The sequence below is a fragment of the Nocardia asteroides genome, from assembly GCF_900637185.1.
Lineage (GTDB): Bacteria > Actinomycetota > Actinomycetes > Mycobacteriales > Mycobacteriaceae > Nocardia > Nocardia asteroides.
The window spans coordinates 1,618,393-1,630,399 of the sequence record NZ_LR134352.1 but is presented as its reverse complement, the minus strand read 5'-3'; the positions used below and the strand labels follow the sequence as shown (position 1 = coordinate 1,630,399).

Sequence of the window (12,007 nt, the reverse complement as noted above, 5' to 3'; positions counted from 1 at the left end):
GAGCACGAGAATTCCGGGAATGCCTTTATGGTGTTCACCCCTTTGCCACCCTCGGCCGCCTGGCGGCATCAGCAGGCGCGCACCGGGTTCGAAGTGACCTATTTCCGCGACGACGAACGCGGAATCCTGGTCGAGGGCTGCGCGACGGCGGTCGAGGACGGACTGGCCTGGGCGATCGACTACCGGCTACGCCTGGACGGCAGCTGGCACACGCGATCGGCGCAGGTCACCGGCCGATACGCGGACACGCGGCGCTCGGTCACCGTGCAGTCCGACGGCCTGGGCCGCTGGCAGGTCGACGGTGTGCCCGCGCCGGAGTTCGACGGCTGTCTCGACATCGACCTGGAAGCCTCGGCGTTCACCAACGCGCTGCCGGTCCACCGGCTCGGCCTCACGATCGGCGACGCCGCCGACGCCCCCGCGGTCTACGTCGGTGCCACCGACCTCGCGCTGCGCCGGCTACCGCAGCACTATCGCCGGCTCGCCGACGGCGCCGGGCACCGCTACGACTACCGAGCGCCCGCCTTCGACTACCACGCCACGCTCGACTACGACCCGTCCGGATTGATCGTCGACTACCCCGGCCTCGCCACCCGCACGGCCTGACATCGGGGGCCGCCGGCGCGAGCGCGCCGACCCGCCGTGGACACTGGGTCCATGCGACGCAGGCAGCAGCCGCCGCTGCCCAAGCGGCACGGCCTCGATCCGGCCCGGCTCCGATTCCCGGAGGACGGGCACTGGACGACCGTGCGCGAGCACCTGGTCGAGCGGCTGCCGCGGGTGGACCCAGCCCGGATCGACGAGATGCTGCGGTCGGGCGAGATCGTGGATCTGGACGGGCCGGTCGCCCCGGACGCGCCCTTCGTCCCCGGCGGCGCGGTGTGGTTCCACCGGGACCTGCCGAACGAGATCGAGGTGCCGTTCGAGATCGGCGTCGTGCACCGTGACGACGACATCCTGGTGGTCGACAAGCCGCACTTCCTGGCGACCATCCCCCGTGGGCAGCACATCCTGCAGACCGCGCTGGTGCGGCTGCGCCGCGAACTCGACCTGCCGGATCTGATCCCGGCCCACCGGCTCGACCGGGTGACGGCGGGACTGGTGCTGTTCGTGGTGAACCCGGCCGCGCGCGGCGCCTATCAGACGATGTTCCATCGCCGCACCGTGCGCAAGGAATACGAGGCGATCGCCCCCTACGATCCGGCGCTCGAGCTGCCGCGCACCGTGCGCAGCCGGATCATCAAGGAGAAGCAGGTCCTCGCCGCCCAGGAGGTGCCGGGCGAGCCCAATGCCGAGACCGAGGTGGAACTCGTCGAGCACCGCGACGGGCTCGGGCGCTACCGGCTGCGGCCGCACACCGGCCGCACCCATCAGCTGCGGCTGCATATGAACAGCCTCGGCGTGCCGATTCTGGGCGACGATTTCTATCCGGTGGTCACCGACAAATCGGTCGACGACTACACCCGGCCGTTGCAGTTGCTGGCCGCGTCGCTGGAATTCACCGATCCGCTCAGCGGGCAATTGCGCCGGTTCGAGACCGCGCGCAGTCTCCAGGCCTGGACCGACCTGCCCGGCTGGGCCGGTGTCGAGTAGCTCACAGCACCGCCCCCATTTTCGATCTTGATCGGCGCCCTGGATCCCGGTCGGCCCCACATTCGCCTGGCGACCGGCATTCATCCGGCCGTTTCCATTTCGTGATATTTCCGTACACTCGGTCGGGTGCCAGTTCCCGCCACCGTCGCCGCACCCCGGCCCACGCTGCACGCGTACATCGATATCGCCGTGGTCGTCGTGGTCCTCGCCGGGACGAATCTCATCGCGCATTTCACCACCGCGTGGGCGAATATCGTCACCGTGCCGGTGGCGGCCTTCGCGCTGCTGGCGCTGATGCGCAAGCGCGGACTGGGCTGGGCAGAACTCGGCCTGTCACCCCGGCACTGGCGGCGCGGCACGGTCTACGCGCTCGGCGCGGTCGGCATCGTGCTCACCGCGGTCGCCATCGGCGCGTTGCTGCCGATCACCCGGCCGTTCTTCCTCGCCGACCGGTACGCCACGATCTCCGGCGCGCTCATCGCGTCGATGATCGTCATCCCGCTGCAGACCGTGATCCCCGAGGAACTCGCATTCCGTGGCGTGCTGCACGGCACCCTCGACCGGGTGCTCGGCGTGCGCGGACTGTTCGCGGCGGGCTCGCTGTTGTTCGGCTTCTGGCACATCGCGTCCTCGCTCGGCCTGACCAGCGGTAACAAGGGCCTGTCCGGGATCGTCGGCGGCGGCATCGTCGGCCAGGTCATCGGCATCACCCTCGCCGTCGCCGCGACCGCCGCCGCGGGCGTCGTCTTCACCTGGCTGCGCCGCCGCAGCGGCAGCCTGCTCGCCCCCATCGCGCTGCACTGGTCGCTCAACGGCGCGGGCGCCCTCGCCGCCGCCATCGTCTGGCACACCGCGCTGCGCTGAGTCAGCGGTCGGTCGCCAGGGCGGGGTCGGTGGCGTCGCGGACGGCGGCGAAGATGTTCGCGCAGATCTCGACCAGGTCGTCGGGGTGGGTGGTGCGCTCGTCCATCAGCCAGTCGACCAGGAGATGGTTCACCCCGCCGACCACAGCGACGCAGGTGAGACGACTGCGCTCGGGCAGCGGCCGGGCCCGCGCCGACGCCCACAACCCCGCCACCAGCTCGGCGTAGTCGCGCAGCACGCCGTGCCTGCGCTCCTCCATCGTGGCCGACACGCCGACCACCTCGATGAGCACCACCCGGGCGCGGCGCGGGTCCTCGGTGAGGTAGGCGATGAAGGCGGCTAGGCCCGCGGTGATCATGTCGTCGAGGTCGGGGCCGGCGATCTGCAGCGCGGCCAGGGTGCGGTCCCGCAGGCCGGCGGTCAGTTCGCCGTACAGCGCGGCCAGGCAGTCCTCGCGATCGCGGAAGGACTCGTAGAAATAGCGTTCCGTCAGGCCCGCGATGCCGCACAGCTGCTTCACCGAGCCGGCCGCGTAGCCCTGGGTGCCGAACAGTTCGAGCGCGGCGTCGAGCAGCGCGGCGCGGCGCTGCGTCACCCGCTCGGCGGGGGTGCGTCCCGAGTACCGCCGACCCGCCGGGCGCTCGGCGGACTGTTCTGTCATCGGAGCCCTGTCCTTCTGGTGCGACTGCGTGGAATACTAGGCCACGATTTTCTGACATGACATCATGTCAGAAAGGTATACGCGCTGGATCGAAAGGCTTTTGTCGATGAAACGCACCCACGCCGGCCGGGTCGTCGCGGTGACCGGCGGCGCCGCAGGCATCGGACGCGAGATCGCCCGGCAGTTCGCCGAGGCCGGCGCCCGCGTCTGCATCGGCGACCTGTCCGGGACCACCGCCCGCGCGACCGCGAGCGAACTCCCCGGCACGGTGCACGGCTGCGAACTCGACGTCACCGACGAGCGCTCCTTCCACGACTTCCTCGCCACCACCGAGGCGCTGCTCGGACCGATCGACGTACTAGTCAACAACGCGGGCGTGATGTGGGTCGGCGCGTTCGACACCGAACCCGACACGGCGACCACCCGGATGATCGCGGTGAATCTGCACGGGGTGATCCGGGGCGTGCGCCTGGCCGCGCCCGCGATGCGCACGCGTGGACGTGGGCACATCGTCACCATCGCCTCGGTGGCGGCCAAGGTCTCCCCCGCCGGTGAATCCACCTATGCCGCAACCAAACACGGTGTCCTCGGCTATCTCACCGGGGTGCGCGAGGAGTTACGCGGCAGCGGGGTGCGGCTGTCGGCGATCATGCCGGGCGTGGTCGACACCGAGCTCGCGGCCGGAACCGCCACCGGCGCAGCGCAACTCCTCCAGCCCGCCGACGTGGCACGCGCCGTGCTCGACGTGGTGGAGCGGCCGCGGTTCGAGGTGATCCTGCCCGCGCATGTCGGACCGCTGCTGCGGCTGGTCGGCCTGCTCCCGCAGCGCGTGCGCGATATCGCGTTGCGCCGCACCGTGCCGAATCAGGTCGCGGCCGTCGGTTCCTCGGCGGCGCGCGCCGACTACGAGCGACGAGCACTGCGCCCCGAACGCGACTGACCTGTCCCCGGCGTGTCGGACCGCCGGTTTCCCTTCCGGGCGCCGTTGTCGTTGACCGGCGACCGGACGGCGTTTACGCTCTCTGGCAATCACACATATGTTCGATAGTCCATATGTTCGAGTGACCGGAAGGCGCCAGATGTCCGACGATCGGTCGATGGAGGATGCCGTCAGCTCGCCGAACACCGAGATCACGGCACTCGCACAGCAGGTCGCCACCGCGCGCGGCAAGCTCCCGCTGCAGCACGACACGGCCCTCTACGACGCACTGTCCGACTCCGAGATCCGCGCCGAACGAGAACTGGCCGAGTGGATCCGCGCCCAGCGCCGCAAACAGCGGCGCCGCGCCGTCGCCGACGAACTCGCCGCCGAGCAGCGCGACCGGCGCACCGGCGCCCTCATCCGCCGCTCCGACGAGGCCGACGCCCGCTGGCACCGCAAGGCGCTGGCCGCCCGCCGCCGCGTCGCCAGCCCTGACGCGCGACTCGCCCAGCTCTACCGCAGGGCGGAATGGTCGTCGCGGGCGCTGATCGGCGTCGTCGTCCTCGGAATGGTGTGGGCGGGCGTGAACGTCCAGCACAACCTGGTGCCCAGCGGCGACATGAGCGATCCGCTGTACTGGCTCAGTTTCGGCATCGAGGCGATGATCTCCATCCCGATCATCACCATCATGGTCGCCGCCACCACCGCCGCCCGCTGGGGACGCGAACTCGAACGCGGCAAGGTCCTCGTCTTCGAACTCGCCCTCCTCGGCACCACCGTCGCCCTCAACGCGGGCCCCCACCTGGCCAGCGGCTCCTACGGCCGGGCCGCCGAATTCTCCATCGCCCCGGTGATGGTGGGCGTGGTGATCTGGTTGCACGCCTGGGTTTCGGCGCGATACGCGGTACTGATCGAAGGGGCGTCGGTGGAGTTGCCGGGGTCCACCGCGAATTACGCCGCTACCGAGCGGGTTTCGTCCGACGAGCCGGTGGTTTCCGGTATCGGGCCTGCGCCGGTTCGCAGCGCGGCTGTTCAGCCTGCGCTCGATATCGAGTCGGCACCGGCCACACCAGGCTTCGCGGCGGCGCAGGCCCACACCGACAGTCCCGCAGCCGCCTCCGCTGCCACCGCGGCGGACACCGTCGACGCTCCGCTCACCCCGACCGCGGCACCCGCGAATGCGCCGACGCCCGCAGCCGAGGCCGTCCTCGGTACGGCACCCACGAAGAACGCTCCCGTCGCCGACGGGCCCACCTCCGAGCGCGTGGCCGAGCCGAACGCCTCGACCACGTCGGCAGCCGGCGAGTCCGACGCGCTCAACCCGTCCGCGCAGGAGACCGGCACTGTCGAGAACGAACCCACCGTCGATGAGTTTGCCTCCGAGCTTCTGACCGACACCGCCTCGCGCTCGGTCATGACGGAACCATCTGCGCCGGTATATGACTCGGCTGACAAGCTCGCCGCGCGCTCTACGGTGACGGAACCGTCCGCGCCGGTAGACAACTCGGTCGACATGCCCGCCATACGCTCTACGGCGACGAAACCGTCCGCGCCGTTGGACAACCCGGTCGACGAACCCGCCGCACGCTCTACGGTGACGGAACCGTCCGCGCCGGTGGACAACCCGGTCGACAAGCCCGCCGCACGCTCCGCAGGGACGGAATCGCCTGTGCTGACAGGCAACTCGGCCGACGAACCGCCGCTCGCCACTCCTCGCACGCCCGAGCGCCCGCAGTCACCGGTGATCACCCGCCGGCTCACCGCCGACAAGTCGAGCGCGCCCGGCACCCTCGAACTCATCCACAAAGCCGCCGCCGAGCACCGCCGCAACGGCGACCACACCCGCGTCAACGGCTCCCCCGCCGTGCGGCGAATACCGGTGACCGCCGCCGCGCACTCCCCCGCCGGCGACGCGACCGGTACCGACCCGGTTCCCGAGGCGACGGCGCACGCCGGCTCCGTCGCCCGTGACCGCAACGGCGACACCTCGGCACCTACCGATTCGGTAGTACTGCACAAGGATCCACAGCCGGCCGACGAGCCGGAACAGCTCACCCTGCTGGCCCAGCCCACGCTCGAAGGCGCCACCGCCGACCTGCCCCGCGTGCTCGAAACACCGGCGCGCGAATCCAGCTCGGCGGACAGCCCACCGACGTCCGAAGCCGCCTCCGGAACCGAGACCGACGCCAGTGCCGCCATCGGAACCGAGACCGACGCCGAATTCGCTTCGGACTCCGAGACCGACGTTGCCGAGTCCGATCTGGTGGAACCGCACTCGATTCACACGGCAACCCCCGATGCTGTCGACGTCGCCGAGGACGACGCCGATTCGGACGAGCCCGAAGAAGACCTCACCGAAGACTACGACTTCGACGACGACAACGAGGTCCGCGCCCTGGCCCGCCAGATCGCCCACCGCAACCCCCTGCGCCTGACCCTGGCCCAGATCGAGGAAATCCTCGAACTCACCGACCAGTCCTGGTCCGCCCGCAGCATCGGCGCGGAGGTGGGCGTCTCCGGCAGCACCGTCACCAACATCGTCGAATTCGCCCGAAAGATCCGCCAGCCCTACGCCTTCACCGGCTGACCCCCCCGATCCGCGCCCCGGCCCCACCCCCGTGGGGCCGGGGACGCTTCCTGTCACCCGGCGCCGTCGAGCATCCGCCCCTGCGCACGGACAGTTTCAGACGCGGCATCGGAGAGCGGGTTCGTCACGGCACGGACACCGACAAGGACCGCGAGCCCGACGCCGACGGCGACGCCGAACACACCGGCGAGGCCGAATCCGGATCTGGCGCCGCCGAGTTCGATGGCCGTCCCGCCCAGGACGCTGCCGAGCGCGCTGCCCAGCGTCATCGAAGCGCCGTACCAGCCGATCGCCTCACCGCGGCCGCCCTCGGGCACGATGCGGCTCAGGTGGTCGATGGTGGCGGTCAGGGTCGGAGCGCAGAGGAGGCCGGCCAGGAACCCGGTGATGCCGAGGGTAACGGGGCCGGTGGCGACGGCCATGGGCAGCGTGCTGAGACCGAGGGCGATCAGCAGGAGGTGGGAAGGGAGCGGGCGGCTGAGCGCGCCGTAGAGGAGACCGCCGAGCAGCGAGCCGAGGCCCCAGATCGCCATGACCAGCCCGAGCCACCGGTCGGCGTCGAATCCGCGGACCGCCGAGACGAAGGTGAGCTCGGAGGCGGCCAGCACGCACACCGCCGCGCCCGTGGTGCCGCACAGGGCGACGAATTCGAGGCGGAACCAGGAGTTCCGTCGCACGGGTTCGGCCGCCCCGGTCTCGTTGCGCAGCGCCGGGTTCCACACCCACAGCACCACCCCGGCCAGTACCACCAGCATCTGATTACCGAACAGCGCCGCCGTGGTCGACCAGTGCACGGCAGCGGCGACACCGAGCACCGGACCCACCATGAACGCCGCCTCCACCGACACCGCCTCCAGCGCCAGCGCGGGCTGACGCTGCCGCTCCGTCGTCGCGGCGATGACCGCCATCCGCACCACGCTGAACACCGGCACGTCGTACAACCCGGCCACCGCGGCCAGGATCAGCAACGGCAGATAGCCCACGAACGGCGCGATCGACCAGCACACCGCACCGAGCACGATCGCCGGCGCGATGGTGGCCCGCAACCCGAACCGGTCCACCAACCGTCCCCGCCACGGCCCGCTGATCGCGACACACACCGTCACCACCATCGCCAGCGCCCCGGCCTGCAGAAACGACCCGTGCAGCGTCTCCACGACATGCACCGCGAGCAGCACGGCCCCCGCGAAGTGCGGCACCCGCACCACCGCCCCGAGCAGCAGAATATTCCGCACCGCCCCGACCGCCAGCACCTCCCGATAGGCCCGCATCGCCAGAGCGTGACACCCCACCCACCCCACCGCCACCGAATTTCCAGCGGGTGATTCAGTCGCAGTCGTCGGGAAACAACCGGAACGCCGGATAGCCGTTGAGCGGCCGGAGGACGCGGAAGTCGCGCCGATCCAACGTGAGGATCGCGTCGGTATCGAACTCCGCAGCCAGAGCTACCCCGACCGCGTCTACCAAGTCGAGATCAAGGCCGTCATACCTCGCCCGCACCGAGATCGCGGTCTCCAATTGCGCCGCGTCGACCTGTGCCAGCACGATGCGAGTAGACGCGATCCGCTCGGCGAGCAACGCGAGAATGCGGTCGGCGACCTTGCGGCCCGCCCGAACACTGGCCACATGGTGGACCTCGGTCAGCGCCAATGGACTGACCACCAGCGCGCTGGCCGAGTCAGCTGCGCGCCGCACCGCGAAGTGCTCCGGGTCCGAGCGATTGAACAGTGCGAGCAGACCCGAAGTGTCGGCTACGACGATCATGCGGACCGGTTCATCGCATCATGAATGTCGTCCTTGCCGATCGGCCCGCCGAGGTCGAACGTCTCGTCGTCACCGAGGAGCGGGGTTTCCCAGATCCGGTTGCGCAGCAGGTAAGCCCGCAGGGCGTCGCGCATGATCTCGTTCTTCGACCGACCCTCGTCCTCGGCTTGCGCTGCGAGCGCCGCCTCTTCCTCGTCGGTCAATCGCATGGTCCATGCCATTCGCCCATGGTATCAAAGGTGACACCACTCCATGTCCGGGTATGACGAAGGCCCGCTTCCCAGGGGAAACGGGCCTTCGTGGTAACGATCTCGATGGATCGAGGAGGGACCTTACTTGGCCTTCTCCAGGACCTCGACCAGACGCCAGCGCTTGGTGGCCGACAGCGGACGGGTCTCCATCAGCTGAACGCGGTCGCCGACGCCGGCGATCTCGTTCTCGTCATGCGCCTTCACCTTGGAGGTGGTGCGAATGATCTTGCCGTAGAGCGGGTGCCGGTGACGGTCTTCCAGCTCGACGACGATCGTCTTGTTCATCTTGTCCGAGACGACGTAGCCGCTGCGTACCTTGCGGCTGTTGCGCTCTTCCTGGTTCTCGCTCATGCCGCGTCTCCCTTGCCAGCGGGTGCCGTGGCCAGGCCGAGCTCGCGCTCACGCATGACCGTGTAGATGCGCGCGATCTCGTGGCGGACGACGCGCAGACGACGGTTGTTGTCGAGCTGACCCGTCGCCATCTGGAAGCGCAGGTTGAAGAGCTCTTCCTTGCTCTCGCGCAGTTTGGCCACGAGCTCTTCTTCGTTGAGCTCGCGGAGCTCTGCGGCCGGTGTTCCGGTAGCCATCAGAACTGCTCCTCCCTGGTCACGATCCTGCACTTCATCGGGAGCTTGTGCATCGCGCGACGCAGGGCCTCGCGAGCGATCTCCTCGTTCGGGTAAGACATCTCGAACATGACCCGACCGGGCTTCACGTTCGCGACCCACCACTCCGGCGAACCCTTACCGGAACCCATGCGGGTCTCGGCAGGCTTCTTGGTGAGCGGGCGGTCGGGGTAGATGTTGATCCAGATCTTGCCGCCACGCTTGATGTGGCGGGTCATCGCGATACGCGCCGACTCGATCTGACGGTTGGTGACGTAGGCGGGCTCGAGAGCCTGGATGCCGTACTCACCGAACGCCACCGCGGTGCCGCCCTTGGACATGCCGGAGCGGGACGGGTGGTGCTGCTTGCGGTGCTTGACGCGACGGGGCATCAGCATGCGTCAGCCCTCCTGGTTCTCTGCCGGTGCGTCCGCCACAGCGGTGGCGGCGCGACCGACCTCGGTCGAGGTCGCGGTGGTGCCGGCGGAACCGGAACGACGCGGGCGGCTCGGACGCTCGCGACGCGGGCGCTCCGGAGCAGCGGCGGCGGCGGTCAGCTCACGACGACCACCGACGATGTCACCCTTGTAGATCCAGACCTTCACGCCGATGCGACCGAAGGTGGTCTTGGCCTCGTAGAGGCCGTAGTCGATGTCCGCGCGCAGCGTGTGCAGCGGGACGCGACCCTCGCGGTAGAACTCCGAGCGCGACATTTCGGCGCCACCGAGGCGGCCCGAGCACTGCACACGGATGCCCTTGACGTTCGGCGAACGCATGGCCGACTGGATGGCCTTGCGCATCGCGCGACGGAACGCCACACGGTTGCTGAGCTGCTCGGCGACACCCTGAGCGACCAGCTGCGCATCCGACTCGGGGTTCTTGACCTCGAGGATGTTCAGCTGGACCTGCTTCTTGGTGAGCTTCTCCAGCTCGGCGCGGATGCGGTCGGCCTCCGCGCCACGGCGACCGATCACGATGCCGGGACGCGCGGTGTGGATGTCCACACGCACGCGGTCACGGGTGCGCTCGATCTCGACCTTCGAGATGCCTGCCCGCTCCATGCCGGTGGCGAGGAGCTTGCGGATCTGAACGTCTTCCTTCACGTATTCCGCGTACTGCTTGTCCGCGTACCAACGCGACTTCCAGTCGGTGGTGATACCGAGGCGGAAGCCATGGGGGTTGATTTTCTGTCCCATTTACTTTGCCCCTCCCTTCCGGCGGCTACGAGTGGCAGCGCCGGCAGTGGGCACGCTCTCGACCTCGATGGTGATGTGGCTGGTGCGCTTGCGGATCCGGAACGCGCGGCCCTGGGCCCGCGGCTGGAAACGCTTCATGGTGGCACCCTCGTCGACGAACGCGGTCGAGATGACCAGGGTGGCCGGGTTCAGGCCGAGGTTGTTCTCGGCGTTCGCCGCGGCACTGGCCACGACCTTGGCGACCGGCTCGCTCGCGGCCTGCGGCGCGAACTTCAGGATCGCCAGGGCGTCCTCGACGCGCTTGCCGCGGACCAGGTCCACGACGCGACGCGCCTTCATCGGGGTGACCCGCACGTGCTTGGCGGTAGCGCGGGCAGTCGGGTTCTGAACCGTTTCGGTGTTGGTTTCAGTCATCGCCGCTTGCTCTTCCGGTCGTCCTTGACGTGGCTCTTGAACGTCCTGGTCGGCGCGAACTCACCGAGCTTGTGGCCGACCATGTTGTCCGACACGAACACCGGGACATGCTTGCGACCGTCGTGGACGGCGAAAGTGTGGCCGATGAAATCGGGGATGATGGTCGAGCGACGCGACCAGGTCTTGATGACCTGCTTCGTGCCCTTCTCGTTCTGCACGTCCACCTTCGCGAGGAGGTGGTCGTCGACGAACGGGCCCTTCTTGAGGCTGCGTGGCATTTCTTACCTCCTCCTTAGCGCTTCTTGCCGGTCTTGCGGCGGCGGACGATGAGCTTGTCGCTCGGACGGTTGGGCTTGCGGGTGCGGCCCTCAGGCTGACCCCACGGGGAGACCGGGTGGCGACCACCGGAGGTCTTACCCTCACCACCACCGTGCGGGTGGTCGACCGGGTTCATGACGACACCACGGACGGTGGGACGGCGGCCCTTCCAGCGCATACGGCCGGCCTTGCCCCAGTTGATGTTCGACTGCTCGGCGTTGCCGACCTCGCCGACGGTGGCGCGGCAGCGCACGTCGACACGGCGGATTTCACCGGAGGGCATACGCAGGGTCGCGTACGGCCCTTCCTTGCCCAGCAGCTGGATGCTCATGCCTGCGGCACGGGCCATCTTGGCGCCGCCGCCCGGACGCAGCTCCACGTTGTGGATCGTGGTACCGGTCGGGATGTTGCGCAGCGGCAGGTTGTTGCCCGGCTTGATGTCGGCCGTGGGGCCGGACTCGATCGGGCTGCCCTGCTGGATGCCCTTCGGCGCGATGATGTAGCGCTTCTCGCCGTCGGCGAAGTGCAGCAGAGCGATGTTGGCGGTGCGGTTGGGGTCGTACTCGATGTGCGCGACCTTGGCCGGGATGCCGTCCTTGTCCAGGCGACGGAAGTCGATGACACGGTAGGCACGCTTGTGACCGCCACCGCGGTGACGCGTGGTGATGCGACCGTGCGCGTTACGACCACCGGACTTGGTGAGCGGGCGCAGCAGCGACTTCTCCGGCGTCGACCGGGTGATCTCGGCGAAGTCCGAGACGCTGGAGCCACGACGGCCCGGCGTTGTCGGCTTGTACTTACGGATTGCCATGAGTTCTTCTCTACTTTCTGG

General features: G+C 69.1%; 16 protein-coding genes. 5 read left to right on the top strand and 11 right to left on the bottom strand.

All coding sequences use genetic code 11. The features are described 5' to 3' along the window. The first annotated feature begins 27 nt into the window (after positions 1-27). From EL493_RS07725 to EL493_RS07715, 3 genes are all read left to right on the top strand, one after another. A complete protein-coding gene (locus tag EL493_RS07725) occupies positions 28-606 on the top strand; it encodes a putative glycolipid-binding domain-containing protein (RefSeq protein WP_019045033.1) in 579 nt (192 codons plus the stop codon). A gap of 51 nt (positions 607-657) precedes the next feature. After that, a complete protein-coding gene (locus tag EL493_RS07720; RefSeq protein ID WP_019045032.1) occupies positions 658-1,593 on the top strand; it encodes an RluA family pseudouridine synthase in 936 nt (311 codons plus the stop codon). Positions 1,594-1,719: 126 nt separating this feature from the next. After that, positions 1,720-2,457 carry a CPBP family intramembrane glutamic endopeptidase gene (locus EL493_RS07715; protein WP_019045031.1) on the top strand — a complete coding sequence of 246 codons (738 nt, stop codon included), beginning with the start codon at positions 1,720-1,722 and terminating at the stop codon, positions 2,455-2,457. 1 nt (position 2,458) lies between these two features. Here EL493_RS07715 and EL493_RS07710 read toward each other — a convergent pair whose 3' ends face one another. Then, positions 2,459-3,118, bottom strand: coding sequence for a TetR/AcrR family transcriptional regulator (locus EL493_RS07710; protein ID WP_019045030.1), 660 nt, complete (start codon positions 3,116-3,118; stop codon positions 2,459-2,461). A 106-nt stretch (positions 3,119-3,224) separates the two neighbouring features. On the opposite strand from EL493_RS07710, the gene EL493_RS07705 reads away from it, so the two are divergent. Together EL493_RS07705 and EL493_RS07700 are read left to right on the top strand one after the other, a co-directional pair. Further along, positions 3,225-4,058 (top strand): SDR family oxidoreductase, encoded by an 834-nt coding sequence (locus tag EL493_RS07705; RefSeq protein ID WP_019045029.1) that lies wholly within the window; start codon positions 3,225-3,227, stop codon positions 4,056-4,058. A gap of 139 nt (positions 4,059-4,197) precedes the next feature. Then, a complete protein-coding gene (locus tag EL493_RS07700) occupies positions 4,198-6,627 on the top strand; it encodes a helix-turn-helix domain-containing protein (protein WP_020684139.1) in 2,430 nt (809 codons plus the stop codon). Between the two features lie 53 nt (positions 6,628-6,680). Here EL493_RS07700 and EL493_RS07695 read toward each other — a convergent pair whose 3' ends face one another. The 10 genes from EL493_RS07695 to rplB all read right to left on the bottom strand — a co-directional run bounded on the left by EL493_RS07695 (position 6,681) and on the right by rplB (position 11,986). Further along, on the bottom strand, positions 6,681-7,898 hold the full coding sequence (locus tag EL493_RS07695; RefSeq protein ID WP_019045028.1) for an MFS transporter: 1,218 nt from the start codon (positions 7,896-7,898) through the stop codon (positions 6,681-6,683). A gap of 55 nt (positions 7,899-7,953) precedes the next feature. Continuing rightward, entirely contained in the window at positions 7,954-8,391 is a 438-nt protein-coding gene (locus EL493_RS07690) for a type II toxin-antitoxin system VapC family toxin (protein WP_019045027.1), read from the bottom strand. Further along, positions 8,388-8,612: a ribbon-helix-helix protein, CopG family gene (locus EL493_RS07685; RefSeq protein WP_081723012.1), complete on the bottom strand. Its 225-nt coding sequence runs from the start codon at positions 8,610-8,612 to the stop codon at positions 8,388-8,390. Before EL493_RS07685 ends, EL493_RS07690 begins: the two co-directional genes overlap by 4 nt. A 111-nt stretch (positions 8,613-8,723) precedes the next feature. Continuing rightward, the gene (gene rpsQ / locus EL493_RS07680; protein WP_019045025.1) at positions 8,724-8,993 is read right to left on the bottom strand and encodes a 30S ribosomal protein S17; all 270 of its coding nucleotides are present in this window, start codon (positions 8,991-8,993) and stop codon (positions 8,724-8,726) included. Then, positions 8,990-9,229 (bottom strand): 50S ribosomal protein L29, encoded by a 240-nt coding sequence (gene rpmC / locus EL493_RS07675; protein WP_019045024.1) that lies wholly within the window; start codon positions 9,227-9,229, stop codon positions 8,990-8,992. The genes rpsQ and rpmC overlap by 4 nt, the downstream gene beginning before the upstream one ends. Then, a complete protein-coding gene (gene rplP, locus EL493_RS07670) occupies positions 9,229-9,645 on the bottom strand; it encodes a 50S ribosomal protein L16 (RefSeq protein WP_019045023.1) in 417 nt (138 codons plus the stop codon). The genes rpmC and rplP overlap by 1 nt, the downstream gene beginning before the upstream one ends. Positions 9,646-9,648: 3 nt before the next feature. Then, positions 9,649-10,443: a 30S ribosomal protein S3 gene (gene rpsC / locus EL493_RS07665; protein WP_019045022.1), complete on the bottom strand. Its 795-nt coding sequence runs from the start codon at positions 10,441-10,443 to the stop codon at positions 9,649-9,651. Continuing rightward, on the bottom strand, positions 10,444-10,857 hold the full coding sequence (gene rplV / locus EL493_RS07660) for a 50S ribosomal protein L22 (protein ID WP_019045021.1): 414 nt from the start codon (positions 10,855-10,857) through the stop codon (positions 10,444-10,446). Further along, the gene (gene rpsS / locus EL493_RS07655) at positions 10,854-11,135 is read right to left on the bottom strand and encodes a 30S ribosomal protein S19 (protein ID WP_019045020.1); all 282 of its coding nucleotides are present in this window, start codon (positions 11,133-11,135) and stop codon (positions 10,854-10,856) included. The genes rplV and rpsS overlap by 4 nt, the downstream gene beginning before the upstream one ends. Before the next feature lie 14 nt (positions 11,136-11,149). Beyond that, on the bottom strand, positions 11,150-11,986 hold the full coding sequence (rplB, locus tag EL493_RS07650; protein WP_019045019.1) for a 50S ribosomal protein L2: 837 nt from the start codon (positions 11,984-11,986) through the stop codon (positions 11,150-11,152). Positions 11,987-12,007 lie beyond the last annotated feature (21 nt).

Bases quoted from the DNA above. Each gene is read 5' to 3' on its own strand.
- EL493_RS07705 (WP_019045029.1), top strand. From the start codon at position 3,225: ATGAAACGCACCCACGCCGGCCGGGTCGTCGCGGTGACCGGCGGCGCC.
- rpsQ (WP_019045025.1), bottom strand. From the start codon at position 8,993: ATGAGCGAGAACCAGGAAGAGCGCAACAGCCGCAAGGTACGCAGCGGC.
- EL493_RS07685 (WP_081723012.1), bottom strand. From the start codon at position 8,612: ATGGCATGGACCATGCGATTGACCGACGAGGAAGAGGCGGCGCTCGCA.
- EL493_RS07700 (WP_020684139.1), top strand. From the start codon at position 4,198: ATGTCCGACGATCGGTCGATGGAGGATGCCGTCAGCTCGCCGAACACC.
- rpsS (WP_019045020.1), bottom strand. From the start codon at position 11,135: ATGCCACGCAGCCTCAAGAAGGGCCCGTTCGTCGACGACCACCTCCTC.
- EL493_RS07695 (WP_019045028.1), bottom strand. From the start codon at position 7,898: ATGCGGGCCTATCGGGAGGTGCTGGCGGTCGGGGCGGTGCGGAATATT.
- EL493_RS07710 (WP_019045030.1), bottom strand. From the start codon at position 3,118: ATGACAGAACAGTCCGCCGAGCGCCCGGCGGGTCGGCGGTACTCGGGA.
- EL493_RS07720 (WP_019045032.1), top strand. From the start codon at position 658: ATGCGACGCAGGCAGCAGCCGCCGCTGCCCAAGCGGCACGGCCTCGAT.
- rplB (WP_019045019.1), bottom strand. From the start codon at position 11,986: ATGGCAATCCGTAAGTACAAGCCGACAACGCCGGGCCGTCGTGGCTCC.
- rpsC (WP_019045022.1), bottom strand. From the start codon at position 10,443: ATGGGACAGAAAATCAACCCCCATGGCTTCCGCCTCGGTATCACCACC.
- EL493_RS07690 (WP_019045027.1), bottom strand. From the start codon at position 8,391: ATGATCGTCGTAGCCGACACTTCGGGTCTGCTCGCACTGTTCAATCGC.
- rplV (WP_019045021.1), bottom strand. From the start codon at position 10,857: ATGACTGAAACCAACACCGAAACGGTTCAGAACCCGACTGCCCGCGCT.
- rplP (WP_019045023.1), bottom strand. From the start codon at position 9,645: ATGCTGATGCCCCGTCGCGTCAAGCACCGCAAGCAGCACCACCCGTCC.
- rpmC (WP_019045024.1), bottom strand. From the start codon at position 9,229: ATGGCTACCGGAACACCGGCCGCAGAGCTCCGCGAGCTCAACGAAGAA.
- EL493_RS07725 (WP_019045033.1), top strand. From the start codon at position 28: ATGGTGTTCACCCCTTTGCCACCCTCGGCCGCCTGGCGGCATCAGCAG.